Annotated in this window: 22 protein-coding genes; 7 read left to right on the forward strand and 15 right to left on the reverse strand. The window is 49.2% G+C overall.

The features are described from left to right. From PsWM33_RS27485 to PsWM33_RS23200, 9 genes are all read right to left on the reverse strand, one after another. Nucleotides 1–216 (reverse strand): phage terminase large subunit family protein (locus PsWM33_RS27485; protein WP_193778454.1); only part of this gene is annotated, 216 nt, incomplete at its 3' end. A 203-nt stretch (nucleotides 217–419) separates the two neighbouring features. Further along, a complete protein-coding gene (locus PsWM33_RS23165) occupies nucleotides 420–809 on the reverse strand; it encodes a VOC family protein (protein ID WP_063297623.1) in 390 nt (129 codons plus the stop codon). Between the two features lie 129 nt (nucleotides 810–938). Next, nucleotides 939–1,562: a DUF1441 family protein gene (locus PsWM33_RS23170; RefSeq protein ID WP_063301782.1), complete on the reverse strand. Its 624-nt coding sequence runs from the start codon at nucleotides 1,560–1,562 to the stop codon at nucleotides 939–941. Nucleotides 1,563–1,722: 160 nt separating this feature from the next. Continuing rightward, a complete protein-coding gene (locus PsWM33_RS23175; RefSeq protein ID WP_063301783.1) occupies nucleotides 1,723–2,349 on the reverse strand; it encodes a hypothetical protein in 627 nt (208 codons plus the stop codon). Nucleotides 2,350–2,479: 130 nt separating this feature from the next. Continuing rightward, on the reverse strand, nucleotides 2,480–3,406 hold the full coding sequence (locus PsWM33_RS23180) for a restriction endonuclease (RefSeq protein WP_082827120.1): 927 nt from the start codon (nucleotides 3,404–3,406) through the stop codon (nucleotides 2,480–2,482). An 18-nt stretch (nucleotides 3,407–3,424) separates the two neighbouring features. Then, nucleotides 3,425–7,072, reverse strand: coding sequence for a class I SAM-dependent DNA methyltransferase (locus PsWM33_RS23185; RefSeq protein WP_063301784.1), 3,648 nt, complete (start codon nucleotides 7,070–7,072; stop codon nucleotides 3,425–3,427). A gap of 91 nt (nucleotides 7,073–7,163) precedes the next feature. Beyond that, nucleotides 7,164–7,664: a hypothetical protein gene (locus PsWM33_RS23190; protein WP_063301785.1), complete on the reverse strand. Its 501-nt coding sequence runs from the start codon at nucleotides 7,662–7,664 to the stop codon at nucleotides 7,164–7,166. Further along, nucleotides 7,651–8,316 (reverse strand): hypothetical protein, encoded by a 666-nt coding sequence (locus tag PsWM33_RS23195; RefSeq protein ID WP_063301786.1) that lies wholly within the window; start codon nucleotides 8,314–8,316, stop codon nucleotides 7,651–7,653. Before PsWM33_RS23195 ends, PsWM33_RS23190 begins: the two co-directional genes overlap by 14 nt. Continuing rightward, nucleotides 8,313–9,206 carry a helix-turn-helix domain-containing protein gene (locus tag PsWM33_RS23200; protein ID WP_063301787.1) on the reverse strand — a complete coding sequence of 298 codons (894 nt, stop codon included), beginning with the start codon at nucleotides 9,204–9,206 and terminating at the stop codon, nucleotides 8,313–8,315. Before PsWM33_RS23200 ends, PsWM33_RS23195 begins: the two co-directional genes overlap by 4 nt. A gap of 535 nt (nucleotides 9,207–9,741) precedes the next feature. Here PsWM33_RS23200 and PsWM33_RS28905 point away from each other — a divergent pair. From PsWM33_RS28905 to PsWM33_RS23225, 4 genes are all read left to right on the forward strand, one after another. Further along, entirely contained in the window at nucleotides 9,742–9,984 is a 243-nt protein-coding gene (locus PsWM33_RS28905) for a helix-turn-helix domain-containing protein (protein ID WP_063301789.1), read from the forward strand. A 460-nt stretch (nucleotides 9,985–10,444) separates the two neighbouring features. Beyond that, nucleotides 10,445–10,660 carry a hypothetical protein gene (locus tag PsWM33_RS23215; RefSeq protein WP_063297911.1) on the forward strand — a complete coding sequence of 72 codons (216 nt, stop codon included), beginning with the start codon at nucleotides 10,445–10,447 and terminating at the stop codon, nucleotides 10,658–10,660. An 8-nt stretch (nucleotides 10,661–10,668) separates the two neighbouring features. Then, nucleotides 10,669–11,235, forward strand: a complete 567-nt coding sequence (locus PsWM33_RS28805; protein WP_082827122.1) for a DUF2312 domain-containing protein — start codon at nucleotides 10,669–10,671, stop codon at nucleotides 11,233–11,235. Between the two features lie 4 nt (nucleotides 11,236–11,239). Beyond that, nucleotides 11,240–11,446 (forward strand): hypothetical protein, encoded by a 207-nt coding sequence (locus PsWM33_RS23225; RefSeq protein ID WP_063301790.1) that lies wholly within the window; start codon nucleotides 11,240–11,242, stop codon nucleotides 11,444–11,446. Here PsWM33_RS23225 and PsWM33_RS23230 read toward each other — a convergent pair. Next, entirely contained in the window at nucleotides 11,410–12,846 is a 1,437-nt protein-coding gene (locus PsWM33_RS23230) for a tyrosine-type recombinase/integrase (protein WP_206599028.1), read from the reverse strand. The two genes, PsWM33_RS23225 and PsWM33_RS23230, sit on opposite strands and share 37 nt — an antisense overlap. Nucleotides 12,847–13,132: 286 nt before the next feature. On the opposite strand from PsWM33_RS23230, the gene PsWM33_RS23235 reads away from it, so the two are divergent. Further along, nucleotides 13,133–13,432, forward strand: a complete 300-nt coding sequence (locus tag PsWM33_RS23235) for a hypothetical protein (protein ID WP_063297058.1) — start codon at nucleotides 13,133–13,135, stop codon at nucleotides 13,430–13,432. Between the two features lie 116 nt (nucleotides 13,433–13,548). On the opposite strand, the gene speB is transcribed toward PsWM33_RS23235, so the two are convergent. The 4 genes from speB to speA are packed head-to-tail and all read right to left on the reverse strand — an operon-like array spanning nucleotide 13,549 to nucleotide 18,721. Further along, on the reverse strand, nucleotides 13,549–14,409 hold the full coding sequence (speB, locus tag PsWM33_RS23240) for an agmatinase (RefSeq protein ID WP_063301791.1): 861 nt from the start codon (nucleotides 14,407–14,409) through the stop codon (nucleotides 13,549–13,551). A gap of 9 nt (nucleotides 14,410–14,418) precedes the next feature. Further along, complete coding sequence (nspC, locus tag PsWM33_RS23245) at nucleotides 14,419–15,627, reverse strand: carboxynorspermidine decarboxylase (RefSeq protein ID WP_208994718.1); 1,209 nt, start codon at nucleotides 15,625–15,627, stop codon at nucleotides 14,419–14,421. Then, complete coding sequence (locus PsWM33_RS23250) at nucleotides 15,599–16,810, reverse strand: saccharopine dehydrogenase family protein (RefSeq protein WP_063301793.1); 1,212 nt, start codon at nucleotides 16,808–16,810, stop codon at nucleotides 15,599–15,601. Before PsWM33_RS23250 ends, nspC begins: the two co-directional genes overlap by 29 nt. 21 nt (nucleotides 16,811–16,831) lie before the next feature. Then, nucleotides 16,832–18,721 (reverse strand): biosynthetic arginine decarboxylase, encoded by a 1,890-nt coding sequence (speA, locus tag PsWM33_RS23255; RefSeq protein WP_082827123.1) that lies wholly within the window; start codon nucleotides 18,719–18,721, stop codon nucleotides 16,832–16,834. 339 nt (nucleotides 18,722–19,060) lie between these two features. On the opposite strand from speA, the gene PsWM33_RS23260 reads away from it, so the two are divergent. Then, nucleotides 19,061–19,480: a helix-turn-helix domain-containing protein gene (locus PsWM33_RS23260; RefSeq protein WP_057463902.1), complete on the forward strand. Its 420-nt coding sequence runs from the start codon at nucleotides 19,061–19,063 to the stop codon at nucleotides 19,478–19,480. A gap of 675 nt (nucleotides 19,481–20,155) precedes the next feature. Then, the gene (locus PsWM33_RS23265) at nucleotides 20,156–20,452 is read left to right on the forward strand and encodes a hypothetical protein (protein WP_153040001.1); all 297 of its coding nucleotides are present in this window, start codon (nucleotides 20,156–20,158) and stop codon (nucleotides 20,450–20,452) included. 89 nt (nucleotides 20,453–20,541) lie between these two features. Here the strand turns inward: PsWM33_RS23265 and PsWM33_RS23270 are convergent, their stop codons facing one another. Further along, entirely contained in the window at nucleotides 20,542–21,069 is a 528-nt protein-coding gene (locus PsWM33_RS23270; protein ID WP_063301796.1) for a nitrous oxide reductase accessory protein NosL, read from the reverse strand. Nucleotides 21,070–21,185 lie beyond the last annotated feature (116 nt).

Below are 21,185 nucleotides of genomic sequence, written 5' to 3' on the forward strand. Positions count from 1 at the left end.
AGGCTCACAGCAGATCGCCTGCCCGATGCGGTTGATTATCAAAGCATCCGTTTTACCAGTACGCGCAGGCCCTGCAAACACCGTCCCCCGGAAGCGCCGGGACGCACTCATGTCCATAGGCTCCACCATGTAAGGTGTTACCTTGTTATCCCACGCGATGATTGCCCCGTTGTCCCGCAGCTTGCGCTCACCACCTGCCCAACTTGAAACCGACATACGCCGCACCGGCGCAAGGATTGGCAAAGCATCAGCAAGGCACCCGGCCGCACTCGCATACGCAGGCGGCCGCCAGTCATGCGAACGGGGCGGAAGTTCGAAGTTGGGCATGGTATAATTTCAAATCAGATTTGTGGCGTTTTTCACATTTGAGCCGTACTCACGATACGCTAACCCAGTCTAAGCTGGTGCTCTTCATTGGCTCAACCGCCAACACTCGCAGGCGATTTCAACTCACACAAGTTCCCATCAGGATCGCAAAATCCGGCGATTGTACCCCAATCAAAAACTTGGCGCTTGACCTGGACGTTATTCGCGCGAAGTGTTTCAATTGATGCGTCAATATCATTCATGTTAAACCGCAAAACAAAAGGGTTCTGACCTCGGTTCTTTAGGTGTGACGATCCGTGACCACCCCTTTCAACCATCAGATAATTCTGGCCCATCCGAAAGGTTGTCAGATTACCTTCCCTCTCGATTATCTCGAGCCCTAAGATATGCTCATAAAAATTCTCGCAGGCTTTAAAGTCTTCAACAAATAAAATAATTCCAAATTCAGATGTAACATTCGCGATATTATTGCACTCTATCATTCTACACCTCCCCCCGAATTCACCGCATACCATGACATTGCAGATGCAGTTCAGCAATAACAATATAAAAATATTTTACTTTCTTAATTTATCCGATATTTCGTTTAACTTTCCAGTGCGAGGTCAGCTTCATTCAGCGGCTTCCAGCATGCCAGCTTGCCCGGTGTTTTCTTCCGCGCTCATCGTCTGCATGAATTCAGAAAGCTCCCGGTGAAGTTCCGCCAACAGATCATCAGCAACAACAACCGCTGCCTCTGACTGGCGGCCATCCAACCCAACATCCCGAGACAAGCGGTCAGGCATGCCATTCACCGCATTGCGAACCGCTGAGAAAGTCCGTTCCAGCAACGCAACAACATCAGTACGGGCGATCAATTCACCGCGCGATTGCGCAAGCTTGTTATAGGCTGCCTCAGTTTCATAAAGTTCCTTACGCTGCCTTGGTGTCAGCGCCATTTCAGAATTGCCAGACCCACCACCCAACAAAGCCATCTGCATTTGCCGGATATTGCTTTGGATCTTCTCTTCTTCCGCAGCCTCTGAAGCTTCCCTTTCCTTCTGCCATGCATAGCAAACCGAAAGCCGGAACTCATATGCCTGCCCGTTGGTGCCCTTGCTCTCACAAGGCATCCCCTCGCAAATCCATTGATCTATGGTGGGCAGGCTTTTCTTAAAAGCTTCTGCAAGATGGCGCTTGTTCACCACCACATCTTCCACACCGTCAGGGAGCGGATAGCGTTCAACATTCTCCATGCACGCCCCCTTTCATCTCGAACAACAACAGAAACGAAAACACCAAGTGCTTCCGCACACCACACAAACCAATGTCCCGCAGTTCCGAACTACCCGCAGGCCGGCGCGTGCCCAGGAAGGACCCAAAACTTTTCAGAATATGGAAACACGCCCCCAAGTTTTAACGGGCTGTTTTCAGAGCCTTCTGCATTGCTCGCCGGAAGTTGCGTTTCATCCGGGCGTCCGCAGTCTTTCGCGCACCCTCTTCAAAGCGCAGGCGCGGTTGATAGTCTGCGCTCTTCTCATAGGCAACCAGCAGCTTTAAACCCGTGCGGCCCTTGGTGCCCCGCGAACTATCCCGGCGCTTGCCACGCTTAGGGCGCTGCCAGATTCCCTCAACACCGTTGATCTCACCTTGAAACACATCCGGGCGCTTCAACAGCCGGTCAATGCTGCGCCGTGGCAGGTTGCCGTATTTGTTGAGCCGCTGTGAGAACGGAACCGCCAGCGCTTTCCGCTTTGGCCTTCTGGTTCCGCCCTTCTCTTGCAGCTCCAAATACTCCGCTTGCCTGTCTTTGAAGAAGACAACGGCCGATAGGTTACGCTTGCTTGCCCGCTTCAGTGCAAGGCCGCGTTTGGTGAAGGGTGTTGGACGATCCAACCGCCTGCTTAAAGCTCTCTCACTGTTGGTCTTGATATCCTGCGCTGTCTCATTCAGTGCCAAGCTGATTGCATAGGGCACCTGCCGCTGCTCTGCATTGGTCAGCCCTTTGGCGACCTCATCAAAGTTTGCGGTGTACTGGAACATGCAGCCCCCAACGAAAAAGCGCCCCAAGCCGTAACAGCTTGAAGGCGCATTTATTCATCGTGTCTGAATCATGCCGGTTAGTGCTGCACCTGTCAAGGCAACTCCAGCATTTGCTTAGAATAGTTTTCTGCTAAATCGCACCAAACCATTCTCCTGTTACCGTGACTTTTTCGATCATCTCAGTTTTTACGCCAAGATCAAACTGCTTTAACAATTCACAGAGACGGTCACCGTCAATTAGATCAATAGCGATAGCACCATCCCGTGTCGCCTCATCAGACGCTTGACTGGTAAATGTTCCAGTAGTGATGAATAACCCTTTATCCGCCCGACCTTGTAGTGCCCCTCTGAAATCACGAATTTCTTTCGCACCTACGCTTCCTTTGTAACGCTTACACTGGAAGTAGACTTGAAAGGAAACCAGGTTCACCCTGAGAACACCAACACCATCAATACCGCCATCGCCAGTTTTCCCCCTCACCTCGACCTTCACAAATCCAGCCTCACGCAAAAGCCGTTGAGATAATCGTTCAAATGCTGATGGGTCGATTGATTTTAGTTTTTCCAACAGCTCTGACTTCCAATCACTATAGTCATCCGTCTCTTCAATGACATTACTCGGCAGTTCAGATCTCGCAGGTGCAGGTTTTCCCGTTTTTTTCGCAGCTCGGCGCTTTTGGCGAGCGCGCTCTTTTTCTTCCTGGTTGACCAGCTCCCAAATCGCGAAGGTTTCATCACGAGAAGAAATTGTCTCTCCTCTCTCGGTCAAAGCCCATACACCACGAGATGAATTTTCTAGCGCACCACCACGTTTTAAGTAAGTTCGCGCCCAAGCAAGATAGTAGTTCAAGCGCTGATACCGACCATTCGGCATTAATATAGCTTGTTCTTCCTCACTCACTCCTTCCCGCTCAATAACTGTTTCATCCATTTCATGGATTGAAGCTGAACCGCCTAATTTCCGAAGGGCTTCAACTGTTGCAAGCATCAATTGCGAGAGGTCAGGAAAACCTTCTTCTTCAATAATAAAGGTCCGGCAATTAATCACATCTGCCATGTTTTCTAACTCCAACCCTTAACGCGGTAAAAAGTAACGTGGGGCGTCTTCGACTGTTTGCCTGGCTGCACCCGTTATCACAAGGGTCTTCAGGACATCAGCAACACGACCTTTACGTTTAGGCGTATTGCGGCCGGAGAAATTGGCAGATAGGACTTCCGCCGCGATTGGTGTTTGTGCTTTGGAAAGGATATCGCGCACCATTTTGATTTGCTCCAGTCCATCTTTTGGCCAAGCGAGTTTTGTATCGACCTGAGCACTGGTAAGGGTAAGGGCATCCTGTATCTCTACCCCTTCTTTTGGTTTTGGTACCTTGGGGCCAAGCTTGGGAACTTGATAGTCAGGGCGTAGCCAACGCACCATCCCTTGACGCTCCTCTGTAGCTCTTTCCTGATTGAGTGCAACTAGACGGGAGAGCAGTTCTTCTTCCGCGGCTTCTTGCTCTGCGGATTTGTGTAAGCTTGGAGTAGTTGCCCCTGGTTTTCCAACCAATGTGGGGACTAAATCTTCCCAACCATAGGCTTCAAACGTAGTGCGGTCGATGTCATCATGTATCTCTTTTAAAACCGCTATAAGCCCAGCATCATAGATAGCTATTTCTCGTTCAGTCAAAGGTTCAACAGGGCAACCGTTATCTAGTTCTCGCACTCGTTCTAGCACATTAAGCAAACTAGTCATCGTTAGGAAATCGTGTGCTACGAGGCGTTCTTTTCGGAACACATCTAATCTTTCTCCCAAAGCCTTAATCTGTTCAGTTAGCTTTAAGTTACTCTTATCAGTGGCACAATTGGGAAAAGGAAATGAATCAAAACACTTGGTTTTAACATAAACAGAGTCATTTCCGACACCTAACCAGCCTCCAGTCGCCATAGACCAAGCAGTATGAACTCTCGATGATAAATAGGCTAAAGAATCTGGTTTCTCCAAGCCTATGTTTACAAGTTTATTATCTGGGCGAACGTCTTCAGCCAAAAACTGGAAAAAACGGTGCTTAGAAGTTTCGATTGTCGCAATATAACGCGACTGCCCCTTTAGGAACCCTCTTAGATCAGAGTGTCTACGACCGAACCACCACCAGTACTGTCGTCTAAATTCCTCATTATTTTGCTCTCTCTCAGGCCTCACAGTTTCTAAAACATGCTGATAGACGGCTGGAAAGCGATCTCTTACATCTTCTATTTTCAGCGGGTAAAGATCTATGACCATTACGCCGCGAGGTTTCTGCGCTAAGTCACGACCATTGCAATACTTGAGAATATGCCGGTCCAGGCCCTGCACTTTGCCCAAACCAAGCTTCTGCGCCTTTTCAGGTTTCACGATAAATCCACTTCCCACCAGCATTACTCCCTTACTTGAAAGTAAATTTGTTGCCTGGAGAGCTTGAAGCTGAGACAGGTCTGTACCAATCATAAAGTTCGCTCGAACAACTCCCGTCTTTTGTTCCAGCTCCACCTGAGGGGCATCGGTGTTAAGCCCCTTGCTACTAACGACTTCAGCAAGGATGCCCTCATGCTCTCCTTGCTTTGCAACTGTCATGGCAATGCGTACAGCAGCTTTGTCACTTGCTTTCATCCAAGGGTGGTCCGGTACTGCATAAATGAGCGAAAGCGGTGTTTTTGCCGAGGTGTATTTTTCGATCACACGACGTGAGAATGTTTGCGTAATTGAGTTCGTTGTGATGAAACCAAATCGACGCAACGGATTAGGTTTTGCTTTAGTACCTTTTCTACATAAGTGAAGGGCAGCTTCATCCCAAAATTGCATAACAAAATCTGCACCACCAGGAACTTTCGGGCGAGCTTTCCAACATGCTTGTGCATAGCCATCCCCAAGTTCTGCCCGCATGTCTTTACCGCCAATGAAAGGTGGATTACCGACAATAAACTCGACCTCTGGCCAAATGGCAGGTTTCGGATTTTCGTAGCTGTATACGTCCACCCTCGAGTCTGGATCTGGAACTTCGGCACCGGTGATTGGATGTAGTTTCTTTGTGTAACCATCCCATCTTGTGAGTGGTTTGCCAGTTTCATCAACAATCAATGTCTTGTTATCAAAAGCAAGAATTGCATCCTGCTGTTTGATGGTGCCGTATGCATGCAGGATTGGTTCCGCAATCTGGCTCAAGCTTACCGTGCGCAACTGCCATTTGAGATAACCAATCCACAAAACAAGGTCGGCGATTGGAACAGCACGCGGGTTAAGTTCTAAGCCAAAGAACTGCTTTGGGCTTACCGTTTCACCTTCCATCATGAGGTTAATTTGGCTTCCGCCCTGGGTACTTTCCTGACCAAGACTTTCTATGATGTCGAGAACTTCACCTTCCAACTTCTTCATTAGCTCCAGCGAGACATAAAGAAAGTTTCCAGTGCCGCAAGCTGGATCAAGAACGCGGGTGGTACAGAGCTTATGATGAAAGTCACGCGCCACTTGCAAGGCTGCCTTATCGTTACCTTCATCATGTAAATCTTGAATACGAGCCTGTACCATCTCCCAATCTTCGCGCAATGGCTCGATGATGGTTGGCACAACCAAGCGCTCAACATAGGCGCGGGGCGTATAGTGGGCTCCCAGCTTTGAACGTTCTTTGGGGTTTAATGCTCGTTCCAGCAACGTACCAAAAATGGCTGGTTCAACGTCTTTCCAATCACGCTTGGAAGCGACCCACATTTCATGGATTTCATCTGCTTCCAATGGCAGCGCCTTACTGTTTTTGAACAGTGATCCGTTGAAGCGTTTAACAACACTATTGAGATGGGGAACGTACCCCCCCTGATCCATGATTTTCCATAGGCTTTCAAGTGCTGGAACGAAGTTGTCAGGCGTGTCCTTCATCTGTCCAAGAATCTGCTCGAAACCACCATGAGGAAGCAAGTCAACATCTTCTGCAAACATGGTGAACAGGCAGCGCATCAAGAATTCAGCTGTATCTTTAGGGTCATGGCGCTTTTCAAGGCGTTTTGCTATCTTCGCGAGACGATCTGCGATATCTCGTGTAACTTCTGCCGATTTCTTAGCGGGATCTAATGAGTGCGGATCTGTCCAGATACCGCGCAGCATTTCCTGGGCATCTTCCTTAAGAAGGTCATCCATGGCAAGGCGATAGGACTGCCTATCCGGGAAGTGCGCATAGTTTTTTCCTTGACCAGAAAAGTCTGCAAAGACCTCAATCACATTGCCAACATCCACAATCAACAAGAAGGGTGGATAGCCGTGCTCAACAGGTAACGCGCGGGCATAATCTTCCGCCTGCTTGCGCGCAGACAGCATCACCTTATCCCATTGACGAGTACCGCGCTTAGCCTGGCCGGGTTTGTGCTGCTTGGCATCTTCTGGGAGGAGTGCCAATTGATCAGCATCTTTGGGCAGTAAATTCTTTCGTTTTGCTGATTGTTTGGCTTCTAAAATGAAGCAATCACGCTTGTAAAGATCTATACGACCATTGGTAGAGCTGCCATCAGGATGCTTAAAAGCAATTCGGCGCTCAAATACATAATCGTTCAGTTGATTTTGTTCTGATGCAAACTGTGGTGCTGGAAGGGCTAAGTGGTTACAAAGCCGTTCCACGAAAATCTGATAATTTGCAAGTTCTGAGCCGCCAGAATCTTTAGCTTGGTTAAGAAATTCTGGAAAAGAAACAGCGCTGGAATTAGCATTCTCTACAATCATTAGAATCCATGAACATATTTTTGAACAATGAGATACTATCTTTATCCTGCCAATATCCATTTGCAAATGATTTGCTTCAATAAGTAGGAACTTACTCCACTAACTCTCCCGCCACATGCCCCAACCCATTACGCATCAACGTCGAAACATAATCTCGCGTCGCTCTGCTTGGCGTCCCCGCCCCCCGCTTTGCCTCGTTCTCTTCAAAGCCTATGGCCGCTTCTGTGATGGATAGGCCCTGCCCGGCGATGGCGAACACCGCTTGCGACTGATCAGGCCCCAAGAGGGCTGCGATCCGTGCTAGGGTTCTGTTTGCGTCTGTGGTGGAGACAAGAAGCCAGTCGCGCACTTTGCGGCTGCAGTCGACGCGGGGTTGGGTGAAGTCAATGGAGCTGGCTTGCCCCTCGCATTCAGCATACAACGCCCGGATCTTGCAGCCTGCCAGGTATTGCAGCTTGGTGATGTGTTTGTTGTTGTATAACCATTCCAGCGCCTGCCCGCGTTGATACTTTGCCCGGCGCAACGCTTCCTGCTTTTGCTCTTTCTTGGTGCCGCGCAAGCGGAGTGGATCTATATTCTTAGAGCTCAACATCCTGCATCTCCCCATGTCGTAAAACCTCGTTAGCGATCAGGCCCGCCAGCCGTTCACGCCGCCGCTCAAATGTATCTGCCATCAACTGAATGGGATGGTTTGGTGGGAGCGCTGCAAGCTCCCGTGTGGTTTCGCCGCGCAACACATCCAGAGCAGTCTTCACCTGCCCGGCCACGCGCCGGTTGCGCTCCATTGTGGCGACCACGAGAGTTTCAGTTTCCGCCATATCCGGCAGGCGCTTTTCCCGGCGCACAAAGTCCACAAGATCCGCTTGCCAGCCAGCAAGGCAGGCCGAAAGCGCAGTGTCTGCATTCGCTCCCACCATCACCTTGATGGCCACATGCTCCGGCCAAGGATAGCCGCCCACCTGCAGGCTTGGTTCTGGTGCGCCTTCCAGCTGCCGTTGTGCCTCTGTGCAGGCTTTCACGCACTCTCCAACAAACGGCCAGACAGTGCTTTTTGCGGCCAGCACCAACGCATCGGCCCCGGCTTTCAGCACGTCCTCTGAAAACCCGCTCAGCTTCTCTCGCAAAGAGGTGAAATAGGCTTCCTCGTTGCTGCCTGGCACTTTTTTGAAAGTACCGCCCAACGTGCTCAAAAAGTGCTGCGCTATGAGGTCATTGGTTGATTTTGTCTGTGCGGCCGCGCTCATGCATAGCCCTCACCAAACACTTTGGTAATCGCCGCCCGGCAACGCTCTGCGGATCTGTCCAGATCCCGCGCCCGCGCTGCTTTGGCCTTGCTGCCATCAGGGATAAACCGGCCTTCAATCTTGCCCAGCTCTTCCCGGCTGCGTTTGGCCGCAAGAATGGCGCGGGTGAAGTAGTTGAGGCTGCGCGGTTGCTCCGGCGCACGCCCCAAAACATGGGCAATCGTGGGTTTTACGTCCTTTTCAAGATCGCATCCATGGATCAACCAGCCCCAAACCGGATTTAGGCCGCCCCGCACCTGTGCTGTCGTTGGGTCCAGTCCAAGTGACTGTAGAAACCGGCTACAGCCCTCAACAAACCTTTGCCCGGCTCTATCCGCAATTGTGGGAGTTTGTGAGAGTGGAGAAGCGTTTTCGCAAAAAGACCTACTCGCAGCCGCTTTGTCTTCTTCTTCTTTAGGTTTTAAGGACTCGTTCTTATAGGTGCCGATCTGGGGTGGCAGGGCCTGCCGATTTTCATGCGAAGCTTTAAGCTCGTTTACATGAGCTGTATGCGGAACATCCTCTATAAGGTCGCCCTGCTCTTCCTCCTCTTCTTTGAGCGCCCGCATCACACGGTAGGTGTGGGAACAACTGCCTCCATCAGGGCGGATACCAGCCATCACCCGGAGCCACCCAGCCTTAACCAGGTTGCCAATGGATTTTTGCACCGTAGAACGGGCAATCTCCAACTGCCGGGCAATCTTTACCTGACTGCGATAGGTCACGCCGTTGCCGTCCGTGGAGCAGCAAAGGACGCCCAGCACCTGAATATCACGCGGTTTCAACCGCCGATCCTCAAACACACCAGCAGGAATAAAAGACAAACGGGGACGGTTAACAGGTCTAGGCATTTTATAACCTCCTGAGCAGTGCGGATAATTGGATAAGTGAGAACTAGAAAATCAGTGGCGGAATACGCGCTCTGATTACAAAGGGATTGAAGCTAACAAGGTGACTTGTAACTATACCCTCAGAACAGCCCTAGCGGCTTGTGGCGGTCACGGTCCCATAGCTTTCCGTCTCCCCTTACCACGTCTCCAATGAAAGAGATGGCGTGGCAGTTCTAAATTGGCGGCAAGCGCCAACTGTTCCATCTCATGAAACCACGAAGCAGGAAATTGCCCTCGCACAACGGCAGCGCTTACAGCGCCCGACTTAACCCCGAGAGCATCTTGAATATTCTTCCTGCCAAGCGTTTGAGCGATTTCGCGTGCGTTACACATGCGATAAAAATCAACGTTTCATAGATTATAGTCAACACCATAAATACAACATAGTCTACATTTATTGGATTATGATAGAATGCGATCCATGACTAGAAGAGTGATTTCAGGACGTTACGCGGATTCCGCAATACGACTTAGAGCTGTGAGAAAATACTTCGGTATGAACCAGAAGGATTTCGCGGCAAATGCCGACATTCAATACAAATCCTACAATCAATGGGAAACCGGAGACTTCCGCGTCTCAATACCCGGCGCAATAAAGCTGCGTGAGCGATATGGGATCTCAATGGACTTCATATATTTAGGCAACATTGATGCATTGCCCACCAAAATGGCCAATGAACTCATGTCCATATTACGAGACAATGCCTCTAATAAATCGAACGATAATGGGGACGATTGAGCCCCTTTTAACAACAACTGGAAGCGTTCTTCTTGGTCCAAAACGACCTCCCACATCCCCTAAGTGTCCGATATTTAACAACGATGATTCGTTTACTTGGCGTTAATAAACCAATTAGAATTGCAATGCACACAAGACCCTCGTTGAGCAATTCCAACGCATCAGTGAACTCTTTTCACCCTTCATCAGAACACTCTGAATTTTCTCAACACTAAAGATTCTTTCCATACAAAGAGCAGCTATTTAAGTGCGCAGCTCTATACCCCTGAGTGCGTCAAATATTTGCATCAATCAAAAGAAGGTCAACTAATAAATCTACGTTTCGTGGATTACATTGATTGACAATCCACATTTCGTAGATTTATTCTTTCTGTATGTTCTGCATTTTGTGGATAATCTGCTTCGCAAAGCAAGAACCTGATTACGAGATTAATCTCTGCCATCAATGACAGGAGTAGTCATGCGTACTTTTGATTTGACGAATACCCATTGCCCTCAAAGCGAGCACAGCCTTTCAAGCTATTATGGCTTACTTCAGCCAGAAATATTCAGCCTCGAACGGTTGGTTGAGGCTGCGCCCCTCTCTTTGAGCGAGCGCGGCGAACTTGCGCAAATTATCGCCATCCGCTTTTCTAGCGGGGCAAACCGCGCCCTTTCCATTGCTCCAACTCAGTGAGGTTCAACATGGCACCTCGCAAAACCACCCCAGAAGCGGAATCAGCATCCGAAGATACCAAGCAGGCACAAAGCACCAAAGCTGCAACCACCAAGCCTAAGGCGAAAACCACTCCGGCAAAGGCCGCCCCGAAAAAGGCAACACCAGCCAAAACACCAACAGGGTCTAACAGCTCCGGCATTGCCGCCGATCACCTGCAAAGTTTCTTTGATCGCATTGAGCGGCTGGAAGGCGAGAAGAAGGGCATTGCCGACGACATCAAAGACGTATTTGCGGAAGCTAAGGGCAACGGGTTTGACGTGCCCACCATGCGGGCAATCCTGAAAATCAAAAAGCAGAAGCCATCAGAGCGCGAAGAGAAGGAATCCATGCTGGACCTCTACATGCACGCCCTTGGCATGCTGGAAGGCGATCTGGACGAAGCCCAACAGCTTGGCATAGACGCAGCAAGCGCAGGCAAGGCAGTCACAGACAATCTCTATATAACCGAAGATCCACGCTTCAAAAAATGGGAACAAGGCTGGCAAATGCAAACAGCCTTCCTAGCAGCGCAAGACAGAGAAGGCGCAGTGTGACGCCATGAAGAAAGGCCCAACCTATCAAGAACTGGAACAGGCAACGCGCTTTGCAGCATGGATTGTTGTTGAGTACGGCGAGCAGTACGCCCCCATTTTTGATAGGCTGGAAGCAGAACTAAACAAACTTTCACCACGTGAGCGCGCAGTACAGTTCTTGAATTCAAACCCACCTCAAACCCTTGAAGGTGGCGTAAAGGCAATCCGCTGAAGCCACTCCCCTTTATGCTCCAAGGTTGGGCCGTGACCGTATTTAGGTCGCTGGAGTTTATGCCCCATAAGCATTGCAATAATCTTCTCCGGCGCTTCAACCGCAGTCAGCCGATCCTCGAATGTGTGACGCAACGAATAAGCCGTATGCTTTCGTGGGTTCGGCCTTAAGTCATTTTCAAGCAGAAATTTGTTCACCGTTGCAGAGAGGCTTCCAGCATTGTCGTGGTAGCGGCTGAAGCCTCGTTTAAACTCCTGCATTGCCATAAGGGACACACCGACAAGTGGAATAGTTCTGGTCGTGTGATCTTGCTTCAGAAGTCGCTCTTCTGGAACAACCTCAATATAAGGCACCTTCCCTTCAAGGTGTATCGTGTTCTCGGTCAGATTTGCCGCTTCTGACAATCGCAATCCAGTCTCAACGATTAAGTACAGAATAGACCTAGCGCTTGCGTTCAATCCATCAAGCGCACCATCTGCCAGGATATTCTTTTGAACAAACTTAGGGTCGAATGGGTGACGTTGTTCTGTCCTTTCGCCCTCAAGCCGCAATTCTCCAAACGGGGAAACCATATCCAACCTGAAATGATTGATAATCGTGCGCATCATTTTATTAATGTGCCCGATTTGTTTGTTGGCGGTTCCAATTTGGATTTGCCCAGCCTCCACGCGATCTTGCAGACACTCACGAAAATCAATGGCGTCATTACGGGTAAATTCTAGGAGAGGTTTGTTCCCGGTGATTTCAGTTAGGCTTTTTAAGGCAAGTATCTTCGGGTTTCTCCACCGTCTTACTTGGTCCTTGGACATGTTTGATAGATAAGTTTTTTGTGTCTTCTCAAACTCAGAGAATAATTCCTCAATCTGGATCTGGGGTGCTTTCTCACCACCAAGAGCGCCCGCCACGTCCACGATTGGAGGTCTATGTTGAGTTGTCTGAAGGGCCCCTAACCGTGCCATGATTTCATTGAGAGGTCGCCCGGCCACTTCATCAGAGGTCACATAATCGAAGCCTAGCACCCTTGCCCGTCGCCTTGCGGCTTCATATCGCTTCTTTGCTTCTTTCGCTTGACCATCAGCAAGGCCGCGCCAATATTCCTCAGTATCAGCATTTATCTTTGCGGCACTTCTCGCGGCACGTAGTCCTTTTGGATCTTCTGAAACAAGAATCCCTGTGGACGCCCTTGCGAATGTGCGTTTATCGAATGCTCTGAAAACCTCCGGAACACGTCTAACATATATCCACCGTCCATCCTTGACGGACAAATAGTCAGGGTTCCCGCTGCCGATAGTTCTAGCCATTGTACAACCGAATCCATTTGTTACCCGTTTGGGGTAACAATATGGGTAACATATCGACTTGTAAACATGAAAAAACTCAATTATTTCAATGGTTGACATGGCAGTTCGAAGCCCACCCTCTCCGCCATCTATCTTATTGATAGGTAATACAAAAGAGCCCACCTTTATGGTGGGTTTTTTGTTGTCTTGCTTCTGAAGGCACGCTCCCGGTTCAGGTAGTTTCCCGCTAAACCTTCCCAATCAAATTCTCGATACTGGCCATCAATAAACGAGCGGCTGGAAGTGTTTAGCTCGTAGTAATCAAAGAATGCCTTAGCAAGATCTACCTGGTGGACATGTGAATATGGTGACGCCAAACTGTCAATTTCTCCATGGGGATTTTGTCATGAAGCGATTGATTTTGGCTGGGGCTCTTACCTGCCTATTTGTATTGCCTGTTGCTGCGCAAACGGTAGAGGAAATGATCAAAGAGATCTTCCTGGTCGATACCATGGATAATTTTTGCGATATCGGCATTAATCATGAGCGGACGTTGGACTATATTCGAGACAACAAGCTCAAAGCGACTCCTCATTATATCGTGCTGGTTCAGGAAAGCATTCGTCTGGCTGGAGAAGTGCAACACACACTGGAGGATGCGGAAGAAGACGCAAACGGAGTTGTGTGCATCCAATTGAGTGAGTGAGCAAAAGAGCTGGGTCTTGTGGTGAGGTGAGCTAGAGGTGTCTTGCTTGCCTCCAATAAAAATGAGCTGCAAACGTGCGATTGCAGCTCTTCGTGTTTGTTGAAAATATTATACTTTTAGTCTTGCGAGATCATTGCAGCAGTCATCAGGCGATAGGTGATCTGAGCTGCTGTAAAATCCCATGCGGCATTTCCATCTGGCGCCAGTTCAACCACGTCGAGACCAACGCATTTGCGGCCTTTTAGTGCATGCTCTACCAGGTGCAGTGACTGGTAATATCCAAGGCCTCCCGGTACTGGGGTCCCAGTTGCTGGCATCTGAGAGGGATCGAGGCCATCTACGTCAAAGGAGATGTAGATGTGCTCAGGAAAATCCTCTGGCAGGTCAACAGTGTGCAGCCCTTTGGTGACCAGTTCTTCGGCGTCGACAAAAAACACTTTGTTGTCTTTGCGGCTGCCCATCTCCTGCTGGCAAAGCGCGCGCACGCCGAACTGTGCCAGAGAGTTCCCCTCTTCTACTAGGAGGTTCATGACAGAAGCATGGGAATGCTTTTCGCCCTGATAAGCGATGCGAAGATCTGCGTGCGCATCAATTTGCACAATGCCTACTGGCTTACCAAGTGCACGGGCTACGCCTGAGACTGCGCCGTAGGACAAAGAATGCTCACCACCCAGAGTGACTGGAATTTTGCCTGCTTTAACCGCTTCTTCTGTACGTTGAGCGAGACGCTCCATAACTTCTGGCAGAGGTCCATCGCAGTCGACTGGGCTTTGCGTTGCAATGCCGGAGGCGCACGGTTCAACGCCGTTACAACAACGCTCCAGCTCATTGCTGGCCTCAATGATTGCTTCGGGACCTTTTATTGTACCCGAACCATAAGAGACAGTGCGTTCCAAGGGAACCGGAATAATCGTAAAGAGAGCGTCTTCTGCTTCGCGTTCTGCTTCAGTCAGCTCACTGTCAAGAAAAACAGACATTTCGTACCTTTAGGAAAGACGGCTCAAGAAGTCGTTGTAAGAGAACTCGCGAATGATCTTGAGTTTATCGCTTTCAGAGTTCCAGAGCGCGATTGTTGGCAGAGGAACGCCGTTGAAGGTATTGGTCTTAACCATGGAGTAGTGAGCCTGATCGAGGAAAGCAAAGCGATCACCAACATTAAGTGGCATTGCTCTGGTGTAATCGCCAATCACGTCACCTGCGAGGCACGATGGGCCGCCAAGGCGGTATGTATGCCCCTCCTCCGCTTCATCCAGCATCGCCGGACGATAGGGAGCCTCAGTCACATCTGGCATGTGGCAAGTTGCGGAAATATCGACAATCGCCAGATTCATGGTGTTAATTGGTAGGTCCAACACTTCACCAATCAGAATGCCCGCGTCCAATGCGACAGCTTCGCCCGGCTCCAGATATACTTCCAATCCGGTCGTTTTTCGTACATCTTTGATGAAGGCAATCAACGCATCGCGGTCGTAATCTTCACGGGTGATGTGGTGGCCGCCGCCGAAGTTGATCCATTTCAGTTGTGAGAAATATGGTTCAAGCTTGTCTTTTATTGCTTCCCACGTGCGCTGGAGCGGTTCGAATTCCTGCTCACACAATGTGTGCATATGAATGCCGTCAACGCCCTTCAGCATCTCTGCATTTAACTGCGAGATTGGAAAACCCAGGCGAGAACATGGAGCACATGGGTCATATTTCTCGACCTCACCTTCAGAGTGCTCAGGATTGATACGCAGGCCTACGTCTACATTGTGCTCAGCAGCGCGGATGTTTGGAAGGAAACGATCTTTTTGAGCTGGTGAATTGAAGATCATATGGTTGGTGTAACCAATGATCTCATCAATCTCGCTTGCTTTATATCCAGCACAGAACGTTGCGATTTCTCCACCGTACTTCTGTCGGGCTAGTCGTGCTTCATAAAGCCCCGATGCACAGGTGCCATCCAAATATTCGCGCACCACTGACGCTAGTGCGAACATGGAAAAAGCCTTTAGTGCAGCGAGGACATGAGCGCCTGAGCGGTCTGCTACGTCCTTAAGTACAGAGAGGTTGCGGCGAACCGCAACCTCATCAACGACAAAACAGGGGCTTGGCACACGGGAGAGATCAAACTCTTTGAAGGCCCCCGCATCACCAGCCTGTGTCTGCATCATTTCTGCCATGAGCTTAGAACTGAACCGGACCGTCGAGCTCATGAACCTGCCAAGGCAGGCCGTGCTCGTTCAGCATGTCCATGAAGTTGTCTGGATCCAGCTGTTCCATGTTCCACACGCCCGGCTCATTCCAGTTCCCTTTCAGGATTTGGGCGGCACCAATCATCGCAGGTACACCGGTGGTGTAGGAAACAGCTTGAGAACCTACTTCTGCATAACACTCTTCGTGGTCACAGATGTTGTAGATGTAATAGGTTTTCTCGCCGGAGCCGTCTTTCGCCTGACCGGTTGCAATGTCGCCAATGCAGGTCTTGCCTTTTGTCAGCTCGCCCAGATCGCTTGGATCTGGCAGAACGGACTTCAGGAATTGCAGCGGGATGATTTCCTTACCTTCGTGCATGACAGGCTCAATTGAGGTCATGCCAATGCCTTCAAGCACGCGGACGTGGTTGATGTAAGCATCGCCGAACGTCATCCAGAAACGCGCACGTTCAATCTCGGTGAAGTGCGTTTTCATGCTTTCCAGTTCCTCATGGTACATGAGGTACATGTTCTTCTCACCAACGCCCGGGAAGTCGAAAGCAACCTTGTGGGTCATGGCGGGTGAGCTGACCCAGTCGCCTTGTTCCCAATGGCGTGCATCTGCTGTTACTTCACGGATGTTGATTTCCGGGTTGAAGTTGGTTGCAAATGCCTTGCCGTTGTCGCCGCCGTTACAATCAAGAACGTCAATCTGGCGGATGGTGTCTAGCTTGTGCTTTTTCAGCCATGTTGCGAAGACCGAAGTAACCCCCGGATCAAAGCCAGAGCCAAGAATTGCGGTCAAGCCAGCCTCTTTGAAACGCTCCAGATAGGCCCACTGCCAGTGGTATTCGAACTTGGCTTCGTCTTCCGGCTCGTAGTTTGCGGTGTCCAGATAGTTGATGCCAGCTTCCAGACAGGCATCCATCAGCTTCAGGTCCTGATACGGCAGAGCTAGATTTACCAGCAGCTCAGCGCCGCTCTCTTTGATGAGCGCAACAACCGCTGCAACGTCCATCGCGTCAACTTCAGCTGTCTTGATGGTAACACCTGTCTTTGCCTTCACGCTTGTTGCAATATCATCGCATTTAAACTTGCGACGAGATGCGAGCGTGACCTCAGAAAAGATATCTGAATTCATTGCCATTTTATGTACGGCTGCGGAGGAAACACCGCCTGCGCCGATTACCAGAGTCTTACTCATGCCTATTCCCCGGTCCTTGGATTATTCGTAGTAAGTGTAGCCGTTGATGCTGTCGCGGTAAGCGGCAACCAACGTGCGTCGATCAGCGTTCTTCAGTGTGCCGGCGGAAACCGCCTCATCGATAAGCTTGCGGAAAGCATCTACGCAATCGCGTGGATCATATTCCACATAGGAAAGAACCTGCGAGATTGTATCACCTTCAACTTCCTGAAGCAGATCAAATCCACCATCAGCGCGCAGGTCAATGGTTGCCACATTGGTGTCGCCGAACAAGTTGTGCAGATCACCCAGCGTTTCCTGATAGGCACCAACGAAGAAAACGCCAAGATAATATGGCTTGCCTTCTTCGAGGGTATGGACTGGCAAAGATGGTGAGATGCCGTCGGCCAAAATGAACTTGTCTACTTTACCATCACTGTCGCAGGTGATGTCAGATAGAACAGCACGGCGATCCGGTGCTTCATTCAGGCGTTGTAACGGCACGATCGGATGAAGCTGATCGATGGCCCAAACGTCTGGCAGGGACTGGAACAAAGAGAAATTACAATGGTAGATATCCGCCACCTTCTCCAGCTGCTCGTCGATCTCGGGAGCAACCCCTGTCGGTGGCGCCAGCTCTTTAATCTTGGACATCAAATGCAGGTAAATGCGCTCGGAACGGCCCATCTGGCGCAGGTCGATGTACCCACGGCGGAAGAGCGCACGCAGCTCATTGCGGTAGAATGAGGCGTCGTTCAAACATTCCTGAAGCCGTTCTGCGTTAAGATACCCCTCAACAGCTGCGAGATCAGCGACCATGTGGTGATCGTCTGCTTCAGGTTCAGGTGCGGTTGGCGCATCAAACAGCGTTGCTTCAAGAACATTGAAGAGCAGCATTGAAGAGGTCGCCACAACGGCACGGCCACTTTCAGTGATCAATGTGGGGTGCGTGAGTTCTGCCTCATCCATTGCATAAGCAACGGTCTCCACCACATTGGCGCAGTATTCCTCAACCGAATAGTTGGTCGAGTTTTCAATCGCCTTCTTCTCACCAGTGTAATCGACCCCGAGGCCACCACCGAGATCAAGGTGGGTTAGCTCCGCCCCTTCCCTTGTCAGCTCGACAAAGTAACGACAGGCTTCACCAACGGCACGGCGCACGTCGTTAACATCAGGAACCTGCGAACCAAGATGAGAGTGCTGCAACTTCAGGCAGTGCAAGAGTTTCGCATCGCGCAGTTTGTCAATCACCGAGACCAGCTGGTCCGTGTTCATGCCAAATGTGGAGCGATCGCCAGAGCTTTCTTCCCACTTGCCGCCAATCTGGTTCGTCAGTTTAACTCGCACGCCGAGCAAAGGCTCCTCACCCAGCTCCTCAACCACACTAATAACGGTGTCGAGTTCTTTCGGGCTTTCCAGCACGATGATGGTGTTAAAACCCAGTTTGCGCGAGAGAATTGCAAGTCGAATGAACTCTTCGTCTTTTACACCGTTACAAACAATGAGGGCTTCTTTAGGCAAGCGGTGTGCAAGCGCAATAACAAGCTCAGGCTTGGAGCCTGCTTCAAGGCCGTAGGAGTATGGACGGCCAAACTCAACGATACGGTCGATAACCTGCGCCTGCTGGTTTACCTTGATCGGGAAAACACCGCGATATTTGCCTTTGTAGCCGACGCGATTGATTGCATCTGCCATGGAATTGTTGATGTGAGCGATTTCGTTTTGCAGGAACGAACTTACGCGCAGCAAAAGTGGAGAATGGATACCACGTTGTTCAAGGTCGTGAACGATCTCCGGCAGACTCACCTTGGGAGCGTCCGGCATCAAAGGATTACTAAGTGCTATATCGCCGTTTGGCAGCACAGAGAGAAGACCTTTACCCCAGCGCCCCATACCATAGACGGCATGGGCAGTACCTTGATTATTTGGCAACCATTTATCCCCTTCCAGAATTGATTTCGCCCCATTTACTCATGGTCTTCCCATCTGACAAGCCCAATATTGGTGTTCTAAACATCAGAGGTGGGAGAACAGGTGCACAAGTCACTTTTTGCTGAAACTGAATCTACAACCTAAAATTTTGGTGGGAGTGCTGTTTCAGCAATTTTAAAGAGGAGGAAGATTGGCTAAAGACAATGCAGTAGGCTGCTCCCTAATTTCTTGCGGATATCTCATTTGCTTATTTATTTGCGACCAATCTAGTCATAGATTAATTGCACTAACTGTAATACTTCTCCACGAGACTATGTTTTTAGTGACTGCAGAGCAACTATGACTTGGCAACAGCGGCTTCAAAAACTAAGAAAACAGAATGATCTGACAGTCAAAGATTTAGCTAGACGTGCAAACGTTGGTTATGACAATCTTTATAAGATCGAAAAAGGTTTAATAGATAATCCGCGTGGTGATACTCTGGGAAAGTTGGCACTAGCACTCGGTGTCAACGAACAGTTTCTTCGTTTCGGAATTCACGGTGTTAATGATGTCGACTTTATAGAAGACACTGAGATTCTAAGTGAGATGGAAGGGCATGTGAATCAGACTGATCTGGATTTAATCGATCAGGCGTGGACCCAGGCATTAGAAATCGAAGCACAGGTGTATGGCTCGGGTAGCAAAGGACCTATGAATTTCGTTTCCATGATGTTTGCTCGTATTTATCACGAGATGCTGAAACGAAATGAGCAATAAGACGCATTTACTTGCGGCCTTGCCGACACTTTGGCGCTGTTGTTAGAAATTCAAAGTCTTTTTCCAAACAACTTGTTATATCACGCTCTAAATTGAATATCGTGTCAATCTCTTTTCGACAATGTCGTTTCGAGTTCACTTCCTTCAGTTTAATCTTCTCAGTGAATGTGAGTGCTTCACAGTTATTGTTGGGGGAATTTACCTAATTTCCATTTGCCGATATGAAGTTATTCTCTCCAATTTTTGACCTAGTGAATTTGACTTAATAACTGTGCATACGTCATGAATGTGTCTTTTCGATCTCATGTATTATTTAATTAAGTTATTGTATCTTAAAGGTTAAATTGCTTTTTTGTCGTGCCTCTGTTTTTCGACTTTTAATGTGCATTGCTCAGGTTATTTAAAACTTGAGTTTATTTACCTTTCCAGCTGTTGAAATCTACGATATGGATTTATTATCCAATTCAACTTTAATTTGTGCTCTTTTCCTGATTATGTGAAAGGCGCATAAGGATTGGACATAATCAGATGTTTGTCTGAACTGGTATTTTTACATTTGCTTTTAGTTCTCTAGTTGAAAGAACTCTTATGCCCATCGACTTAAATCGCGCTGAACATTCAAACGAAGTAGATAGTCAACATTCGACTGCGCGGCATGATATTTTTGAGGAGCTCTTGAAAACGGCGAGTAAGCATGCTGCGGATGGGAATCCTGAAGTTGATTTTTTGAACTTGCTGACTGCGGATATGTCTTTTGGTGAGCCTGAACTTGGTTCAATCGTTAAGCATAGAAGCACTGAAGAAGTTGGGTTTATTTGCGGTGAAACCACACTCATTTGCGGGCATCGTGCACTCAAATTCAGACCTTTTGACAGCTCCCCAACGGAAAGTGTGACGTGTGATCCTGATGAGCTGATTGTGGTTGGAGATCCGGATCTGAGGGTTGGCTATCCGCAGCGTTGCAAGTACTGAAACAACTTGCCATTCTGTGAAACTGGTTTAGACGCAAAAAACGCTCCATTTCTGGAGCGTTTTGTATTCTTCAGATTTTATAGTCTGGGCTAGTTGCTCGACGCATCACTGAGTTCGAACTCAACTGGTTTGAGCACGTACTCATCAGGAATTTCTGCCAGTTTCACAACCTTACCACCGTTTTCAGAGGAAAATTTCTCAGCACCTGCTTGTGTGCCAAATGGAATTGCCTCAGGTGCCCCCATGCCGCCGTTCTGTGTGCTTTCTATAACAAAGTATGCTGCATCGGCATCAACCCAGTTGTTGTTGCCTGGTTGCTCCCAGCTGACTGCATTGTCCATATCGTTTACGTAGATTGCGACGTAATCTTTAGATTCTTCAGGCAAACGTGTGAAGGCGACTGCATCGCGTACCTGCGAGAACCACAACGGAAACGGGCTACCTGCCAAGTGAATTTGAGCTTTTGGCCCTTCATGATCCAAAACAGTCATCTGGCAGTAGAAGCCCGCAGCTTCGACACTAAGTTCCATGGCGACCGGCTTGACGACTTCTTTTTTCTCCTGACACGCTGCCAGAAGCAACGTGACACCAACGACTGCGAATAGTTTCTTCATCATGGGGAAACCCTCTTAAGCAGAAGGATTGCACCAGACATTGCAGCACCTGCAAACATAAAGATGGATGCAAGAGCAACGACTGGCGGGAATGGAAGGCTTTCAGCGACACCTGCCAT

Origin of the sequence: Pseudovibrio sp. WM33, from assembly GCF_001623165.1 — a bacterium.
In the GTDB taxonomy this organism is placed as follows: Bacteria; Pseudomonadota; Alphaproteobacteria; order Rhizobiales; family Stappiaceae; genus Pseudovibrio.

What these genes read in the sequence shown, in the direction of transcription:
- PsWM33_RS23200 (WP_063301787.1), bottom strand. Translation starts at nt 9,206, where the DNA reads ATGCCTAGACCTGTTAACCGTCCCCGTTTGTCTTTTATTCCTGCTGGT.
- PsWM33_RS23190 (WP_063301785.1), bottom strand. Translation starts at nt 7,664, where the DNA reads ATGTTGAGCTCTAAGAATATAGATCCACTCCGCTTGCGCGGCACCAAG.
- PsWM33_RS23175 (WP_063301783.1), bottom strand. Translation starts at nt 2,349, where the DNA reads ATGTTCCAGTACACCGCAAACTTTGATGAGGTCGCCAAAGGGCTGACC.
- PsWM33_RS23225 (WP_063301790.1), top strand. Translation starts at nt 11,240, where the DNA reads ATGAAGAAAGGCCCAACCTATCAAGAACTGGAACAGGCAACGCGCTTT.
- speB (WP_063301791.1), bottom strand. Translation starts at nt 14,409, where the DNA reads ATGTCTGTTTTTCTTGACAGTGAGCTGACTGAAGCAGAACGCGAAGCA.
- PsWM33_RS23250 (WP_063301793.1), bottom strand. Translation starts at nt 16,810, where the DNA reads ATGAGTAAGACTCTGGTAATCGGCGCAGGCGGTGTTTCCTCCGCAGCC.
- PsWM33_RS23165 (WP_063297623.1), bottom strand. Translation starts at nt 809, where the DNA reads ATGATAGAGTGCAATAATATCGCGAATGTTACATCTGAATTTGGAATT.
- nspC (WP_208994718.1), bottom strand. Translation starts at nt 15,627, where the DNA reads ATGAGCTCGACGGTCCGGTTCAGTTCTAAGCTCATGGCAGAAATGATG.
- PsWM33_RS23195 (WP_063301786.1), bottom strand. Translation starts at nt 8,316, where the DNA reads ATGAGCGCGGCCGCACAGACAAAATCAACCAATGACCTCATAGCGCAG.
- PsWM33_RS23235 (WP_063297058.1), top strand. Translation starts at nt 13,133, where the DNA reads ATGAAGCGATTGATTTTGGCTGGGGCTCTTACCTGCCTATTTGTATTG.
- PsWM33_RS28805 (WP_082827122.1), top strand. Translation starts at nt 10,669, where the DNA reads ATGGCACCTCGCAAAACCACCCCAGAAGCGGAATCAGCATCCGAAGAT.
- PsWM33_RS23170 (WP_063301782.1), bottom strand. Translation starts at nt 1,562, where the DNA reads ATGGAGAATGTTGAACGCTATCCGCTCCCTGACGGTGTGGAAGATGTG.
- PsWM33_RS23260 (WP_057463902.1), top strand. Translation starts at nt 19,061, where the DNA reads ATGACTTGGCAACAGCGGCTTCAAAAACTAAGAAAACAGAATGATCTG.
- PsWM33_RS23270 (WP_063301796.1), bottom strand. Translation starts at nt 21,069, where the DNA reads ATGATGAAGAAACTATTCGCAGTCGTTGGTGTCACGTTGCTTCTGGCA.
- PsWM33_RS23180 (WP_082827120.1), bottom strand. Translation starts at nt 3,406, where the DNA reads ATGGCAGATGTGATTAATTGCCGGACCTTTATTATTGAAGAAGAAGGT.
- PsWM33_RS23185 (WP_063301784.1), bottom strand. Translation starts at nt 7,072, where the DNA reads ATGATTGTAGAGAATGCTAATTCCAGCGCTGTTTCTTTTCCAGAATTT.
- PsWM33_RS23230 (WP_206599028.1), bottom strand. Translation starts at nt 12,846, where the DNA reads ATGTCAACCATTGAAATAATTGAGTTTTTTCATGTTTACAAGTCGATA.
- PsWM33_RS28905 (WP_063301789.1), top strand. Translation starts at nt 9,742, where the DNA reads ATGAACCAGAAGGATTTCGCGGCAAATGCCGACATTCAATACAAATCC.
- PsWM33_RS23215 (WP_063297911.1), top strand. Translation starts at nt 10,445, where the DNA reads ATGCGTACTTTTGATTTGACGAATACCCATTGCCCTCAAAGCGAGCAC.